This is a genomic window from Pedobacter sp. UYEF25, assembly GCF_054061655.1.
The window spans coordinates 1-17,694 of record NZ_JBSSEL010000034.1; the positions used below are offsets into that span (position 1 = coordinate 1).

Genomic DNA, 17,694 nt, shown 5'->3' on the forward strand with positions numbered 1-17,694 from the left:
TAGCAAACTTGGTAGCTTTCTCCACACGCATGCTTGCGCTAACGATTGGAACAGCATCTTTTTTTGGCTTTTTTTCGCCAAAAAAAATACAGTGGGAAGCGTGCCCGGGCGCCCAAACTCTTCTAAAAGCCATTTAACCGTTCCGAAATCCTAAACTCCGACGTTTAACTTTTTGAGTTTTAGAATTTAACCTTTTATTTTTTTTTGGGCGGCTGTATCTGGCTGTTCAGGGGTAACGTTAAGTTTTTTTATCCCCAAAAGGGGAAAAACTTAACCCTCACTGCGCTCGGCCCTTACCATCCAGGCCGCAAAAACCTATCGAGTATTAAGTAGAAAGTATTGATCAGCAAGATCACTTAAAACTCAAAGTAATTCCCCTACAAAACAACTCTACAACAAAGCAACTTACCGCCTAAGCGTTAAACTTCTAATCATCTAAACTCCTTTTTAACTTTATCCTTTTTTCTCATTTCTCCACTAATCCTATTATCTTTAGAACTTTTTGAAACTGAAAAATTTTGGCAAAAGTAAAAGATCCTGAAACACCTTTAATGAAACAATACAACGCCATTAAGGTGAAGTATCCTGGTGCATTGTTATTGTTTAGGGTTGGCGATTTTTACGAAACCTTTGGAGAAGATGCTGTTAAAACTTCTCAGATTTTGGGCATAGTGCTTACAAAACGTGGCACGGGACCAAATGGTGGCGCTTTGGAACTGGCAGGCTTTCCCCATCATTCGTTAGATAATTATTTAGCCAAATTGGTTAGAGCTGGGCAGCGGGTGGCGATATGCGACCAGTTGGAAGATCCAAAAACCACTAAAACGATTGTAAAACGTGGCGTGACCGAATTGGTTACACCTGGTGTAGCTTATGGAGATAATGTCCTCAATCAAAAATCTAACAATTACCTCGCTGCCGTTTATTTTGATAAAACCCACATTGGCGTATCCTTTTTAGATATTTCTACAGGAGAGTTTTTATTGTCGCAGGGCAATTCAGATTACATTGATAAACTGCTGCAAAGTTTTAAGCCAACTGAAGTTATTTTTCAAAAATCTAATCGACAACAATTTACAGAGCTATTTGGTGATCGGTTTTATACGTTCGGGCTTGATGAATGGCCTTTTACCAATGATTTTGCTGTAGAAACACTAACCAAACATTTTGAGGTTGCCTCCTTAAAAGGCTTCGGGATAGAGCGGATGCAAAGTGGCATTGTGGCTGCAGGCGTGGTGCTACATTATCTAGCAGAGACAGAGCATAGAAACCTTCAGCACATCACTTCCATCAGTAGAATTGAGCAAGATAGCTTTATGTGGTTAGATCGGTTTACAATTAGAAATTTAGAATTGATCGGTTCTAATAACGACAATGCAGTTACGCTTTTTGATGTATTAGACCATACTTCAACACCAATGGGGGCAAGGCTGCTCCAAAAGTGGATTGTGATGCCTTTAAAAGAGTTAAAGCCAATTGAAGAACGTTTGGGAATGGTCGACTTTTTTGTACAAGCCGAAGAATTAAAGCAAGCATTTTTAACACATGTTAAGCCAATCGGCGATTTAGAAAGGTTGATTTCTAAGGTAGGTTTGCAGCGCGTGGGTCCACGGGAAATGGCTGCATTACAGCGTGCTTTAAAACACATTGAGCTGCTAAAAACGCTTTCTGAAGCTACCAGAAACCCATTTTTGATTAAGATGGGCGATCAATTAAACCCATGCGCTGCGATAAGAGAGCGGATAGAACGAGAGTTACAAGAAGATCCGCCTGCCCTTTTACGTAAGGGAAATGTAATGGCTGATGGCATTGATGAAGATTTAGACAGACTTAGAAAAATCGCCTTTGGCGGAAAAGACTTTTTAGTACAAATACAGAAGCGAGAAGCTGAAAACACCGGAATTCCTTCGCTCAAAATTGCTTTTAACAATGTGTTTGGTTACTATTTAGAGGTCACACACACGCACAAAGACAAAGTGCCAACAGACTGGATTAGGAAGCAAACGTTAGTAAATGCCGAGCGCTACATTACGCCAGAATTAAAAGAATACGAAGATCAGATTCTTGGTGCAGAAGAAAAAATTTTAGCAATAGAAACCCGCTTGTACAATGAATTGATGTACGAGACTGCAAGTTACATAAAACCAATACAGTTAAATGCCCAGTTGGTTGCGCAATTAGATTGTTTACTAAGTTTCGCTGCTTTAGCAAAGACAAATCACTACTCTAAACCTAATATGTCTACAACTAAAGTGCTCGACATTAAAGGTGGAAGACATCCGGTGATAGAAAAGCGGCTGCCCATTGGTGAAGAGTACATTACCAACGATGTTTATTTAGATACCGATTCGCAACAGATTATCATGATTACTGGGCCAAATATGGCGGGGAAGTCGGCCATTTTAAGACAAACAGCTTTAATTGTATTAATGGCTCAGATGGGATGCTTTGTTCCTGCCAAAGAGGCAAATATTGGTTTGGTAGATAAAATTTTTACACGTGTTGGCGCATCAGATAACATTTCCTCCGGTGAAAGTACGTTTATGGTAGAAATGAATGAGACCGCAAGTATATTAAACAACATCAGCGATGACAGTTTGATTTTACTGGATGAAATTGGACGTGGCACCAGCACCTATGACGGCATTTCTATTGCCTGGGCAATAGCAGAATTTTTACATCAACACCCAACTGCGCGACCCAAAACGTTGTTTGCCACGCATTACCATGAGCTAAATGAATTGGCAAATACTATGCCGCGCATTAAAAATTTTAATGTGCTAGTAAAGGAGCTGACCAATAAAGTGATTTTTTTGCGTAAACTGGTTCCTGGTGGCAGCGAGCACAGTTTCGGTATTCATGTGGCTAAACTGGCAGGTATGCCTCAAAAACTTATTGCGAGAGCAAACGAAATATTAAAGAAGTTAGAAATCGATCGGACCGAAGGTCAAAGCATTAAAGACAGCATAAAAAAAGTACAGAACCAAGCGTACCAACTTCAAATGTTTGCGATAGATGATCCGGTGTTGGTTAAGATTAGAGATAACTTGAATAACTTAGACGTAAATGCATTAACACCGGTAGAAGCTTTGTTAAAATTAGATGAAATACAAAGACTTATAAAAAATTGATTTCTAATTTTATTAAAAAAACATAGACAGTGAATTGATAAAAAAAGCATGGCTAAATTTCAAACAAATAGCGCTAATTTTTTTTACTTGATCGGAATTTTATTATTTCTTTCTGCTTGTGGAACAAGAAAATATACGTTAAAACCTGCGGAGAGGGCAGCCGGCGCAGCAGATGCAATGGCCAGCTTGAAAAGCAAAAATTTATACCGGTTTATCACAGATTGGGCTGGGGTACCATATAAATTTGGCGGTTTGGATAAAAGCGGGATCGATTGTTCTGGTTTTGCACTATTGTTAGAAAAACAAATTTACGGAGTCGAATTGCCCCGTATTTCTAGAGATCAGGCTTCGGCAGCCAGAAAAAAAAATGCAGATAGATTAGAGGAAGGAGATCTAATTTTTTTCGCATTCGGCGGAGGTCAAGTAGACCATGTTGGCATCTACTTAAATAGTGGCTATTTTGTGCATGCAAGTACGACGCGGGGAGTAATCGTAGACGATTTAAACTTACCTGTTTATCAGAATGCAATGGTAAAAGCAGGATCTGCAAGGTAGCGATACATCCGAAGGCTTAAGCAAAATTACATAGTAAGCTAAATAGCTGGTTTCTTAGTTCTTTTCAAAGCTGAGCAGTAATTAAGCATACATTTATCGGGTATTGTATGCAACGAATAACGACAAGTTTAGCTAACCCCAACTCAGAATTATAAATCACACCTTCTCTCAATAATAAATTGGATTAATCATTTTAAATTGGGAATTCAGCCCCTGCAGAGTCCACCCATAGCAATACCTTTAATAGTTTCCCCCCGTTACTTTTCCGTACCAGCTTTCACTTCTACAGTTTTCTTTCTACGAAATTTTGGAAAAGTCATCGGGTTTTTATCCGGTCTTTCATCACCAAGTAATACACCCCATTGTTTAAACATTTCCGTACGATCGAAAATAATTTTTAATACAGCAATAACAGGTAATGCTAAAAACATACCTGCTACTCCGGCAACGCTTCCGCCGATAAATACCCCAAGAATGGCAAAAAGGGCATTAATTTTTACCTTCGAACCCACAATTCTCGGCATTAAGATATTATTATCGAGAAACTGCACAAAAGCAATCACCGCGAGAACCTCAATAACAGGAAACATTTCTTGGGAAGAAGCAAGGGTTAACAACACGCCAATTAAATTACCGATTAGCGCTCCCACATATGGAATAAGGTTCAGAAACGCGAAAATTACGCCAATAAGTAGCGCATGTTTAATTCCAAGCAGCAATAATATTCCACCAAGTAAAACCGTCATATAACTTATCTGGATAAGCAATCCACCCAAATAACTTTTAATTATGGACTCTGTTTGGAAAATGGCGTCTTTTACTTTTGGATGGTGTTCTACTTTAAACCACATAAAGGTGAAGCGCAGTAAAATATCTTTGTAAAAGAGCATTAGATAAATGTAAATAGGTAGTAAGCCAATAAACACAAAGACCCCACTAAGCGTTAGGGCGAACCCACCCGCCAACTTGGTTCCCATATTCACTAAATCCTGACTTTTTTGGTCTATGAAACTCATCTGTTCGGATGTGCTGTAAGGAGTGATGTGACTTATCCAGGTGCTTAGGGCTTTTAAATGTTGCGCTACATTTTTTTTAATCTCTGGAAAATCGTTCACTAAAGAACCGACTTGATTTGAAAAAAACCAAACAATCAATGCAACAAAAAGTGCAACCACCAGGATTGGAAGCACAATGGCCATAGTTTCAGGAAACTTCTTTCTTTTTAGAAACCTGTAAATTGGCAATAACATTATGGTGACGAAAAAAGCCATTAAAACCGGCATAATGATGTCTCTGCCAATAACCACAACAGCAACTACAGCCATAAGGCCAAGCAATTCTATCGATCTTTTTACAGTTAGGGGGAGGTTGTTGTTCATAAAAGACAATTTATCTGATTTTGGACTAGAACACGTGTGATAAATAAATGTTTTAATTTAACAAAATCTCTCGTACCCAGGGCTATTAAAGTGCAAAAAAGAATGTGCTGAAATTCTTTTCAAATCTTCATTATAAGCTCATAAATCTGCACGTATTTCGCATAAAAATTTAACGGGAAATGAAAACCGCTGTTCTCTTACCTAAGTAATTGATTGATAGTTTTATAAATGGTTAAATTTTGAATGTAGGAAAATAAAAATCAGCTATGCTATTTAACAAATGAAAATAAATGTCGTATACCTCGGTTTGGGCGCTTTGATTTATGTAACAGGGTGCGCACCAAAAAAACAAGAAAAGATAGAAGTTGAAACCTATACCGTTACCTCGCCAATAGAAATGGATACTTCCTTTACAAAACAATATGTTGCGCAGATAAAGTCTGTAAGAAACATTGAAATCAGAGCACAAGAAAAGGGCTATCTGCAAAATATATATGTTAATGAGGGACAACAGGTTAAGGCAGGGAAGCTATTGTTTAAAATTATGTCGAAAGAGTATGAGGCAGAAGTTTCTAAAGCAAAGGCAGAAGCAAAATCTGCTGAGATAGATGTAGAAAATACGAAGCTACTTACCGATAAGAAAGTGGTTGCCCCCAACGAACTAGCTATGGCAAAATCTAAGTTAGATGAGGCCAATGCAGAAACTTCGCTTGCAAAACTTCATTTATCATTTACTCAAATTAGGGCTCCGTTCGCTGGCACAATAGATCGGATACCGCTAAAGGTTGGTAGTTTGGTAGACGAGGGTGCTCTGCTCACGAATCTGTCTGACAATGGCCAAGTATTTGCCTATTTTAACGTGTCTGAGCCCGAATACCTTAATTATGAAAGTGCAGTAAAAGCAAAGGTTGCACAAGAAGTAAGTTTAAAGTTGGCAAACAATACCATGCTTAAAGCGAAAGGAAAGGTAGAAACTGTCGAAAGTGAGTTTAACGGTGAAACCGGTAACATTGCCTTTAAAGCGGTATTTGCAAATCCAGATCATTTATTACGTAATGGCGAAACAGGCAACATAGAAATGCTTGTACCGCTTAAAAACGTGTTGATTATCCCACAAAAATCGACTTACGCCATTCAAGACAAAATCTATGTTTTTGTAGTTGACAATAGGAACGTTGTCCATGCGCGCTCCATCATAGTAGCCGCGGAATTGCCAGACTTATATGTGATTGGCAGTGGTTTGAAAACCAGTGATAAAATTTTGATAGATGGTGTGCAAAATGTAAAAGATGGCGATAAAGTAAATTTTAAGTTTCAAAAACCTGAGGAAGCGCTAAAACAGTTAAGACTAGCAGCCGAATAATTTAAATATAACAAACCATATGTTCGGTAAATTTATCCAAAGACCAGTCCTCGCCATCGTCGTTTCTCTTGTTATTGTGTTGCTGGGTGGGTTGGCGGTCACGTCTCTCCCAGTTACGCAGTTCCCTTCTATTTCTCCGCCAAAGGTAGATGTTGTGGCCGATTATCCTGGGGCTAATAATGAATTGCTTATAAAATCTGTAGTCATCCCATTGGAGCAGTCGATAAATGGTGTTCCAGGAATGAAGTATATGGAATCAGGTGCTGGAAACGATGGAGAGGCGGATGTTCAAGTAGTATTCAATCTAGGGACAGATCCAAACCAAGATGCCATAAACGTACAAAATAGAGTTGCGGCAATAACCAATAAGCTTCCACCGGAAGTAATTCGAGAAGGAGTTAAAATAAATCGAGAGGAGTCGAATATGTTGATGTACATTAATTTGTATAGCAATGACCCGAAAATGAATGAAAATTTTCTCTATAACTTTGCAGATATCAATTTACTAAACCAATTAAAAAGAGTTAACGGCGTTGGTTTTGCAGATATTTTAGGGAATCGTGATTATGCCATGCGCATTTGGTTGAAGCCAGACCGTATGCAGGCTTATAATATTTCCGTTGACGAGGTAATGAATTCGCTAGAGCAACAGAGTATCGAAGCTTCTCCAGGTAAAACCGGTGAAAGCTCTGGTAGACGTTCCCAGGCATTTGAATACATTTTAAAATATCCCGGCAGGTACACTACTAAAGAACAATACGAAAACGTAGTCGTCCGTGCCAATCCAAATGGTGAGATGCTGCGCATAAAAGACATTGCGGATGTGCAGTTTAGCAGTTCATTGTACGACTTATACTCTAACTTAAACGGAAAGCCATCTGCAGCAATCGTTTTAAAGCAATCTTATGGAAGTAATGCGAGCCAGGTAATAAAAGATGTTAAGGCCAAAATGGAAGAGATTCAAGCCAGTTCTTTTCCAAAAGGGATGCGTTACGACATCAGTTATGATGTATCTAAATTTTTAGATGCGTCTATTGAAAAGGTGATCCATACGTTGATTGAAGCCTTTATCTTGGTAGGACTGGTGGTCTTCCTTTTTCTTGGCGATTGGCGCTCTACCATTATTCCAGCGATAGCGGTGCCAGTATCACTTATTGGAACCTTTGTATTTATGCAGCTTTTCGGCATTACTTTTAACCTTATAACGTTATTTGCGTTGGTATTGGCTATTGGTATTGTGGTAGATGACGCCATTGTCGTTATAGAGGCAGTGCACGCCAAAATGGAGAAAGATAGGCGGCTTTCAGTACTGAGAGCCACACAACTCGCCATGAAAGAGATCAGTGGAGCCATCATTGCCATTACATTCTTAATGGCATCGGTTTTCATTCCGATAACTTTTATGTCTGGTCCTGTAGGAATTTTCTATCGCCAGTTTTCCATTACTATTGCAACTGCAATTATCCTTTCCGGTGTCGTTGCTTTAACGCTTACACCTGCGCTGTGCGCTATGATGTTAAAAAATCCGCATAAAAACCCGAGGAAGCAGACTGTGGTAGATCAATTTATAAATTCTTTTAACCGCGGTTTTTTCAAACTTTCAGGGAAATATGAAAGGGTATTGAGCAAATCGATAAGCAGAAAAATAGTGACCTTTGGTTTGCTTATTGCCTTTTGCGTGGGTATTTGGGCGTTAAACAAAACAGTTCCTTCTGGTTTCATTCCAAATGAAGATCAAGGTATGATTTATGCCGTCGTGTTAACGCCTCCGGGATCTACCATCGAACGCACCAATCAAGCTGCTCTACAACTTCAAAGAATTGCTCAGAAAATAGATGGTGTAAGGTCGGTTTCAACCTTATCTGGATATGAAATTCTTACCGAAGGAACTGGGTCTAACTCTGGGAGCTGTTTAATAAACCTTAAAGATTGGAGTGAACGAAAACAATCGGCGCAAGAAATAATAGATGAATTAGAACAGAAAGCAAAAGAGGTTCCGGGTGCATCCATCGAATTTTTTCAACCACCCGCAGTACCCGGCTATGGGGCTGCCGGAGGTTTTGAACTTCGGCTGTTGGATAAGTTAGGCACAGGTGACTATAAGAAAATGGAAACGGTGAGCAAAGACTTTGTAAAAGTGTTGAACCAGCAAAAACAGCTTTCTTCAGTTTTCACCTTTTATAATGCAAGTTTTCCGCAGTATTCGTTACACATCGACAACGATGTGGCGCAACAGAAAGGAATTAACATCGACAATGCCATGAACACACTCTCTACGCTTGTGGGTAGTGATTATCAAACGAGTTTTATCAAGTACGATCGACAGTATAAGGTGGTGGTTCAAGCGTTGCCGCAATATAGGGCAATGCCGGAAGACATTCTTAAACTTTCCGTTAAAAATAGTCGAGATCAAATGGTTCCTTTCTCCGATTTTATGACGATGGAAAAAACGTACGGTCCTTCAGAAATTACGAGGCATAATTTGTATAATTCCTCAGAAATTACAGGAGAAGCAGCACCAGGCTTTAGTTCTGGAGAAGCCATTGATGCCATTACACAGGTTGCAAATAAATCATTGCCGAGGGGTTTCGGAATAGAATGGGCGGGTATCTCGCAAGACGAAGTTTCTAGAGGAAATGAAGCCATATACATCTTTTTGATATGTTTAGGTTTTGTATATTTAGTTCTTGCTGCTCAATATGAGAGTTTTGTTTTACCCTTGTCAGTCATTCTTTCTTTACCTGCCGGGATTTTTGGGGCTTTTCTGTTCTTAAAAATATTCGGACTAGAAAACAACATCTATGCACAGGTGTCCATGATTATGCTCATTGGGCTATTGGGTAAGAATGCGGTGCTTATTGTAGAATTTGCAACCCAGCGGCACAGCGAAGGAGCGTCCGTTTTAAAGGCGGCTATGGAAGGAGCCAGCATTCGTTTTCGGCCTATTTTGATGACCTCCTTTGCATTTATTGCGGGTTTAATTCCGCTAATAATAGCCACCGGTCCTGGACAAATTGGCAACAGAACAATTGGTTCTGCCGCCGCCGGAGGTATGCTTTTTGGAACTTTTTTCGGCGTCCTTATTGTGCCTGGATTGTATTTTGTTTTCGGATCCATCGCCGCAAAACATAAGTTAAATAAAATAGAAGAAGAGCATCCACTAACTGAAGAGATAGAAAACAATGTCTAAGTTTAATAACGTCAGAATAATTGCCTTAATTTTCTCGTGTGCGGTTTATAGCGCATGCAAAATTCCCAAAGTTACGCAACGGGATGAAAATAGGATTGTGCCGAAAAATTTTGGAAATAAAGCAGACACTTCAAGCATTAAATTGATGCCTTGGAGGCGCTTTTTTACGGATCAAAATTTGGATAACCTGATAGATACCGCGCTTAAAAATAATCAAGACCTTAATGTTACCTTGCAAGATATTGAAATTGCTAAAAATGAAATAAGGGCGAGAAAAGGCGACCTATTACCAACTGTGGGTTATTTTGCCGGGGCAGGTGCAGAAAAAGTAGGCAGATATACGAGCCAAGGTGCTGGCGATGCGTCTGCAGACATTACCCCTGGAAAGGGCGTGCCTGATATTTTACCGAGTTATTCATTCGGACTTCAAGCAAACTGGGAAATAGATGTGTGGCATAAATTACGGAATGCCAAAAAAGCAGCCATCACGCGCTACCTTTCCACGATAGAAGGCAAAAATTTCGTGGTTACAAATTTGATCGCTGAAGTTGCCAACAATTACTATGAATTGCTGGCAGAAGACAATCAGCTGGAAATTGTAAAACAAAATATTACCTTACAAAGCAATGCATTAGAATTGATGAAAATTCAAATGCAAGCGACGAGAGTTACTGCATTAGCGGTAAAACAATTCGAAGCCCAGGTACTTGGCTCTAAAAGTTTACAGTTCGACATACTTCAAAATATGGTAGAAACTGAAAACAAAATCAATTTTTTACTCGGGCGTTTTCCACAACCGATTGTTCGAGATAAAAATGCTTTTACCATTGTGGTGCCATCGGTTTTAGAAACTGGTATCCCGTCGCAGTTGTTAGACAACCGTCCAGATGTTAGGCAAGCAGCGTATGATCTTGCGGCATCTAAATTGGATGTAAAAGTGACGAGAGCTGCATTTTATCCTTCCATTATGATTTCTGCGGGAGTCGGTTACCAAGCCTTTAATCCAAAATATTTAATCAGAACACCTGAGTCTTTGTTATACTCTTTGGCAGGTGATTTAGCTGGACCGTTGATCAATCGAAACGCGATAAAAGCTGAGTATCTGACTGCAACCGATAAGCAGCTACAAGCAGTCTTTAATTATGAGCGAAGCATTTTAAACGGTTATGTCGAAGTGGCTAATCAAGTTTCTAACATCAGCAACCTACAAAAAAGCTACGACCTCAAGTCGCAGCAGGTTAGTGCGTTAACCCAATCTATTGAAATTTCCAATGACCTTTTTAAATCTGCGAGAGCCGATTATTTTGAAGTATTAATGACGCAAAGAGATGCACTGCAATCTAAAATGGATCTTATAGACACTAAAAAAGCACAATTAAATGCGGTGGTAAGTCTTTATCAAGCGTTGGGCGGAGGATGGAATTGAGTTATCTGTTTTAAGTTCTACGTTGTAGGTGATGTGTCGATTTAACTTTTGGAGTCTTCAGTCGTCCATTCTGCAAACCATTAGGGTTAATCTTTTTTTGAGCGGCTGCATCCGGCTGTTCAGGGGTTGCGTTAAGTTTTTTTGAAGGAAAAACTTACATGGCACTGCGTTCTGCGCTTACCATCCAGGCCACGGACCGGTGCGGAAAAGGCCACCGCCAAGGAGCAATATCAACACCTTCATAACCAGCTGGGCAAGTATTTAGAGTTTCGACAATAGATACGAGCAAAACGACTTAACTACTTCGTAGTAGAAAGCCGGTATTTAGGCAAAATAGGTGAAAATTAAATCGTTGTTAGATTAACACCTTGACCCTTTACCGATTGACCGAGTTTTAGAATCATAAACTCAACCCCCTTCAACTAACAACTCAAAATGGGCGTTCTACGCAACCGCATTTCTTGCTCCCGGCCACCGACTTCCGACATCTTTAGCTACTTTTGCATAAATCCTCATTTCCATGTACAATCAAGATACCATTATTGCATTATCCACGCCACAGGGAATAGGCGCAATTGGCGTAATCCGCCTGTCTGGGTCACAGGCGCTAAGATTTACCAATGAGGTTTTTTCAAGTAAAGATCTTGAAAAGCAAGCTTCTCATACATTGCATTTTGGTTTAATAAAAGATGGGGAACAGATTGTAGATGAAGTAGTTGTAGGATTGTTTGTTGCGCCAAAATCTTACACTAAAGAAGATGTGGTAGAAATTTCATGTCACGGATCTAACTATATTATCCAACAAATTATAAATCTGCTGATTAGCAAAGGGGCAAGGCCTGCACAGCCGGGGGAATTTACATTACGTGCTTTTATCAACGGAGCTCTTGATTTAAGTCAGGCAGAAGCCGTTGCCGACCTCATTGCTTCTAATTCTAGAGCATCACATGATGTGGCTATGCAGCAAATGCGTGGAGGGTTTGCCCAAGAGTTGAAAGCTTTGCGCGAGCAATTGATTCATTTCGCTTCGATGATAGAGCTAGAGCTCGATTTTGCAGAGGAAGACGTAGAATTTGTTAACAGAGAAGATTTAAGAAAGCTAGTAATTCGTTTAATGTCTCATATTTCGAATCTTATTTCTTCATTCGATCTTGGAAACGTAATTAAAAATGGCGTTCCGGTAGTTATTGCTGGGAAGCCAAACGTAGGTAAATCTACCTTGTTGAATGCGCTATTGAATGAAGAACGGGCGATTGTCTCAGATATCGCGGGAACTACGCGCGATACGATTGAAGACGAGTTAACCGTTGGGGGCGTAGTTTTCAGGTTTATAGATACTGCAGGAATTAGAGAAACTGCAGATGTAATTGAAAAGTTGGGTGTAGAGCGTACGTTAGAAAAAATGAAAGTCGCCAGGCTTATCATTTACATGGCCGACGCATCTCAAAGTTTCACAGAACTAGAGGAACAAGTTGAGGGCTTAAAGAAATTAGAAATTCCATATCTGATTTTAATTAACAAAGCAGATCTACTTTCACCGCAACAGCGTGATGAATTTGCCAAACTGAATCCAAGTTTTTTAGTAGCGAAAGAAAAGCAAGGGATTGACGAATTGAAAGATTTGCTGTTAGAAAAGGTAAAGCTCAAAAACCTCGACACCAACGAAACTATGGTTACCAACATCCGCCATGTGGCCGCTTTGCGCAAAACACAAGAATCTTTAGAAAAAGTATTGGCAAATGTAGACAATCCTGTCACTTCAGATTTTTTGGCTATGGACATTAAACAAGCCTTACATTATTTGGGTGAAATTACCGGGACCGTTACCACTGATGATTTGTTAGAGAATATATTCACGAAGTTTTGCATCGGGAAATAAATCTTGTTTCCTTTGATTTCTGTTTCTTTCTTTTGTTTGATAATCAGTAACTTATAAATAATTTATTTTCTTTTATTTTCCCTTATTACTATATTTGTACTACTTCTGTACAACTTTCCGATTTTTTGGGCAAAAAGTAGTACAAAAGTAGTACATTCTTAGTTTGGAAACATGAAAATTCTATTAAAAGAAAGGAAACTTAAGGACAATAAAATCAGTCTTTATCTTGAATATTATAAGGGCTCCACTACTGATAAAGATGGGAAAAGAGCTCACATGAGAGATACAGAATTCTTGCAGCTATATCTAGTAGCAAATCCTAAAACTGCGTTGGATAAAAAGCAGAACAAGGAAACATTAGCACTTGCAGAAAATATTCTAGCAATAAAAAAAACTGATTTTGTACAGGGCAAATTCAAAATTTAAAGCACTTCAAAAGCCAAAAAACAATTCTTAGAATATTTTGAAGAGAAAGCTAGAGAGAAGGAAAATTCTGTAAAGAATTACGGGGTTTGGACCTCTGCTCTACACCATCTAAAAATCTGTCTCGATTCCAATCTGACCTTTGAAGAAGTCGATCACCACGTTATAAAAAAGATTCGACGTTATTTTGATGTGACTGCGAGAACTAAAAGCAACTTACCACTATCAGCAAATTCAAAATATTCCTATTTCAATAAAATTAAAGCTTGCTTTCGTAGCGCTTTCGATGATGGATTCACTGTCGAGAATTATGCAACTAAAGTGAAATCGTTTGAGCAATCCGAAAGCCAACGAGAGTATTTAACTTACAAAGAACTACAGCTTTTAATTAACACACCATGTAAATATGAGGTGCTCAAACAGGCATTTATTTTTTCCTGCCTTTCCGGACTAAGATGGTCGGATGTAAATAACTTAATTTGGTCTGAAGTGAGAGACGAAGGAGAAAACCTGTTTCGAATAAATTTTAGGCAGCAGAAAACAGACGGAGTAGAATACTTGTATATTTCAAAGCAGACCAGAGAGCTGCTAGGCGAGAGAAAATCTCCAAGAGAAAAGGTATTTGTAGGTTTAAAGTATAGTGCGGTATACAATAGTGAAATTGTAAGATGGTGTAATAGGGCGGGGGTGTTCAAACACATTACTTTCCATTCCGCGAGACACACAAATGCGGTATTGCTTTTAGAAAACGGTGCAGATTTGTACACCGTACAAAAAAGATTAGGACATAAGGAAATTAAGACGACAGCAATTTACGCTAAGATAGTGGATGAAAAGATGAAGCAATCGGCAAACATAATCCCTGATTTTAATTTCTAACGATGAAAAAGATTCTACTATTTGCACTAATAATCGTGATATTTATTTTAGGGTTCGGATTACATTATCTCACACCAGTGCACTTACAATTAGTTTTGGAACTAATCTCCATAGCCCTGTTCTTAATCTTAGCTTCCGTTACATTTATGTTTTTGAAAATGTGCTTCTCCTGGTATACATCGTACATGATGAATAATCGAAGCACATTTGTTGTGAAAACAGATAGGCCAAGAGTTTATATATTTTCATTAATATTTCCTACACTGTTTGCGATTTTATATTTCTTTCCAAAAATAGATGTGAAACCAGCAAATGTGATCTTCCGATCAACCTTTGATTTTTTAGAGGCCCTAACTGCACCACTACTGTTATCATTTTTTGTGGTATTTTCTTTTCTGCTGTGGTTGACATTAAGCAAGTCTTTCGAAAAATTTTGGTTGCCAAAATTTAAAAATACCATTGGTAAGCTTAATAGGGAATTTTGTTCGGATTTTTCGATTGAGCAAGCGAAGACGATTTTTGAAGGTCTAGTTAAAAATGATTTTCTAGAATATTTAAATCTCGAAGAAGAGCATTTAAAAAAGGACAAGTTTGTTGAAATATTTGCTCAATCGATGTTGCCTGCAACAACAGTCTTTAATTTGAAGATGGATAATATCCAAACATTTCTTCTTTATCAAAGGCTGTCTACTAGACTAACTAACTTTAGCCTAGAGATTTTTCTGCAAATTTTCAACAATAAGAACCTCAAAGCAAGTCCGAAAACAATTCTTGAATCTTGTAGAAAAGCTACGAGTGAGCCTAAAAATTACGAATCAATAGAGCAAATCTTTTCAGAGATAAAATAAGGTTGACATAGGCCTAAATAAAGGTTGAATTTCCAAACATCAACCTTTTTTTCTCTTCTCTTAATATTCCTTTGCTAGACAAAATTTAAAAAAGCAAAGCAATGGAAAACGAAATCATTCTCTTTAAACTCAACCGAATCGAGAAGTTCATCTTCGGATTGAAAGACATTTTGAACGTAGAGGAACTCTCGGAGTACTCTGGTTTTACCAAATCCTACATCTATAAATTGGTGCACTATTCCAAAATCCCCTACTCAAAGCCGAACGGGAAAGTTCTTTTTTTTGAGCGGAAAAAAATTGATGAATGGCTATTGCAGAACAGTCACAAGTCAGAATCGGAAATAAGTAGAGAAGCTATCAGCTATGCTCATAGAAAAAAATAAAGCGAAAGCACCCCCGTGCATTCGCTTTTAACAATTCATTGAGTACCTGCTCAACACCAGCAAAGGTACCGTTTTAATTTATTTCATCAAATCAATTCAAATGGAAACAAATACCAATTCGGCATCTGATCATCTAGGATTATTCGAAATCAGAACCGCAAACCAAGTTTTAAAAGACGCCTTCTTAACACCAGATCCAATCGAGCTTTATTCCCCACTAATTATTCAGGGTGAATTAATTATCCTTTTTGCCGATACTGGCATTGGCAAAACTGCACTTTGTGTGCAGATAGGTATTCAAATTGCGAAAGCAAATTATGTGGTGTTATATTTCGACTTAGAACTTTCAGATAAACAATTTGAAAAACGCTATCGAGATGATAATGGAATCCACTTTCATTTTCCTGAAACTTTCTTCAGAGCGGGATATTCAGTCTTGCGTAAAATGCCAGAAAGGGACTACGATCGTTTTTTTATCGACTCGCTCAAAGAAAGCATTATACATACAAACGCAACAGTGATCATAATTGATAACATGACGAAAGTAGCTGCTGGCGATACTGATTCTGCGAAAAATACGATTCCGATAATGAATAGCTTAACAGAATTGAAGCTAGACCACAAGCTTACATTCATCATCTTGGAGCACAACAAAAAAGTTGATAATTGGCGACCAATAAGTCTTAACGACTTGCAAGGTTCAAAAATGAAATCAAATTTTGCCGATTCGGTTTTCACTATTGGTAGAAGCGCCAAAGATAAAGGTATTCGCTACATCAAACAGTTAAAAGTAAGAAGTGCCGAATTAGAATATGATGCTGAAAATGTTTTAATCTGTGAACTATCAAAAGACAATGGATTTTTAGGCTTCAAGGAAATTGGCAGGGGTGATGAAGACGATTTAATTAGATCAATCAACAACGAGGATAAACAGACAAGAATTGAGAAGATGTTCGAGCTAAAAGCGGCAGGTTTATCTAATGTCGCCATTGCCAAAGAACTCGGAGTATCAGAGGGAGCGATAAGAAAGTGGAGTAAAACCTAATCGTACAATTCGTACCGTTCGTACACACTCGGTACAGTACGAGGTGTACGAGACCAAATAACTTTTAAAAGTTTAGAGGCTTTTTAATTATAGATTACAAATTAAATGTTGTCAATTAGACAACATTTATTATCTTTGCCTATTCACATTGAAAGACAAAAATTGATGCTTTAACAATATAATTATTGATTTAACACAAAATAAATGATGAGCACAGAAACGAAACAGTGGTTTTTGTTAGAGGGTGAGGAAGATTACAATCTGGCGACCGCTCGATATGAAGAAGTAAAGTATGCTCCTAATGGTACCTCTAACCACAGGGAAAAAATGCTTTTGACCCACCTTATTTCTGATTATGAAAATAGGGAATGGGATTTGCCTCGTGTCGACCCCATCGAAACTATCAAAATTAGAATGGAGGAGTTTGGGCTAAACCCTGCAGATTTGGCTAAGGAATATGGTAATAAAGGCAATCTAAGCAAAGTATTAAATTATCAACGGGCGTTAACCCTTACGATGATTAGAAAACTTGGTGCCAGATTGCGCATTCCTACCGATATGTTGATTCAAGAATACGCGCTGAAAGCATAAAAATCCTGATCTAATTTTCGCCACTCTTTACTTGGTTTCTTGCGATAATCATTGATTATATCTCGTACTGGTCATCAAAGTCATTGTGAGAGGTTGCATTGTTTTACGATTCTGTCTTTTTCGAAAGGAGTTCTAAAACCAACATAACTAAACACATCATTTTGATTGGTTATATCTGATAAACACAGCTGAAATTATTATATATCGGTATAAATATCCTTTGAGTCTGTCACAAAAGAATACGAGTTGCGAGGATTCTGAACCCCTTACTTCTGCCAGTTGAGGTACGAGAGGCAGGTGTAAGGCAAGACACTTTTTGTGGGATGGAAATGACCGAAGGCATTTTTTGTCGGGCAAAAAGACATCTTGCAGCTTAAAAAACGAAAACATAGCTTTATAGCTAATTCATTCTATAAGCTATTTTAATGCTCTTATAGTAGGCGCTTAAATTCTCAACTATTTTGGCTGACTAAAGAAAAAAAAACCTTTTATTGGATATTCTTGAGCATACTGACCCCCCAGTATTGCTTATTAGTTCGCTAAAAAAACAAAGTCCTACAGAAGGGTTTTGCTGACATTCCGGCGGATACTGACCCCACCTG

General features: G+C 38.4%; 12 protein-coding genes and 1 pseudogene. 12 read left to right on the plus strand and 1 reads right to left on the minus strand.

Translation table 11 applies throughout. The features are described from left to right. The first annotated feature begins 551 nt into the window (after positions 1–551). A complete protein-coding gene (mutS, locus tag ACVWYG_RS18685; protein WP_457272514.1) occupies positions 552–3,131 on the plus strand; it encodes a DNA mismatch repair protein MutS in 2,580 nt (859 codons plus the stop codon). A gap of 48 nt (positions 3,132–3,179) precedes the next feature. Further along, a complete protein-coding gene (locus ACVWYG_RS18690) occupies positions 3,180–3,686 on the plus strand; it encodes a C40 family peptidase (protein WP_457272494.1) in 507 nt (168 codons plus the stop codon). A gap of 257 nt (positions 3,687–3,943) precedes the next feature. Here ACVWYG_RS18690 and ACVWYG_RS18695 read toward each other — a convergent pair whose 3' ends face one another. Then, positions 3,944–5,065, minus strand: a complete 1,122-nt coding sequence (locus ACVWYG_RS18695) for an AI-2E family transporter (RefSeq protein WP_457272496.1) — start codon at positions 5,063–5,065, stop codon at positions 3,944–3,946. Positions 5,066–5,345: 280 nt separating this feature from the next. On the opposite strand from ACVWYG_RS18695, the gene ACVWYG_RS18700 reads away from it, so the two are divergent. The 10 genes and pseudogenes from ACVWYG_RS18700 (at position 5,346) to ACVWYG_RS18745 (ending at position 17,092) form a co-directional block, all read left to right on the plus strand. Next, positions 5,346–6,428, plus strand: a complete 1,083-nt coding sequence (locus ACVWYG_RS18700; RefSeq protein WP_457272498.1) for an efflux RND transporter periplasmic adaptor subunit — start codon at positions 5,346–5,348, stop codon at positions 6,426–6,428. Between the two features lie 19 nt (positions 6,429–6,447). Beyond that, positions 6,448–9,618: an efflux RND transporter permease subunit gene (locus ACVWYG_RS18705; protein WP_457272500.1), complete on the plus strand. Its 3,171-nt coding sequence runs from the start codon at positions 6,448–6,450 to the stop codon at positions 9,616–9,618. Further along, complete coding sequence (locus ACVWYG_RS18710) at positions 9,611–11,044, plus strand: TolC family protein (RefSeq protein WP_457272502.1); 1,434 nt, start codon at positions 9,611–9,613, stop codon at positions 11,042–11,044. The genes ACVWYG_RS18705 and ACVWYG_RS18710 overlap by 8 nt, the downstream gene beginning before the upstream one ends. 520 nt (positions 11,045–11,564) lie before the next feature. After that, positions 11,565–12,923, plus strand: a complete 1,359-nt coding sequence (mnmE, locus tag ACVWYG_RS18715) for a tRNA uridine-5-carboxymethylaminomethyl(34) synthesis GTPase MnmE (protein ID WP_457272504.1) — start codon at positions 11,565–11,567, stop codon at positions 12,921–12,923. A 171-nt stretch (positions 12,924–13,094) separates the two neighbouring features. Continuing rightward, entirely contained in the window at positions 13,095–13,349 is a 255-nt protein-coding gene (locus tag ACVWYG_RS18720) for a hypothetical protein (protein ID WP_457272506.1), read from the plus strand. Between the two features lie 36 nt (positions 13,350–13,385). After that, a pseudogene (locus ACVWYG_RS18725) lies at positions 13,386–14,225 on the plus strand (tyrosine-type recombinase/integrase); the annotation flags it as partial. A 35-nt stretch (positions 14,226–14,260) separates the two neighbouring features. Then, positions 14,261–15,073, plus strand: a complete 813-nt coding sequence (locus ACVWYG_RS18730; protein WP_457272507.1) for a hypothetical protein — start codon at positions 14,261–14,263, stop codon at positions 15,071–15,073. A 101-nt stretch (positions 15,074–15,174) separates the two neighbouring features. Further along, positions 15,175–15,456 (plus strand): helix-turn-helix transcriptional regulator, encoded by a 282-nt coding sequence (locus ACVWYG_RS18735; protein WP_457272509.1) that lies wholly within the window; start codon positions 15,175–15,177, stop codon positions 15,454–15,456. A 100-nt stretch (positions 15,457–15,556) separates the two neighbouring features. Further along, the gene (locus tag ACVWYG_RS18740; protein WP_457272510.1) at positions 15,557–16,501 is read left to right on the plus strand and encodes an AAA family ATPase; all 945 of its coding nucleotides are present in this window, start codon (positions 15,557–15,559) and stop codon (positions 16,499–16,501) included. Positions 16,502–16,705: 204 nt separating this feature from the next. Continuing rightward, on the plus strand, positions 16,706–17,092 hold the full coding sequence (locus ACVWYG_RS18745) for a helix-turn-helix domain-containing protein (protein WP_457272512.1): 387 nt from the start codon (positions 16,706–16,708) through the stop codon (positions 17,090–17,092). Positions 17,093–17,694: the final 602 nt, after the last annotated feature.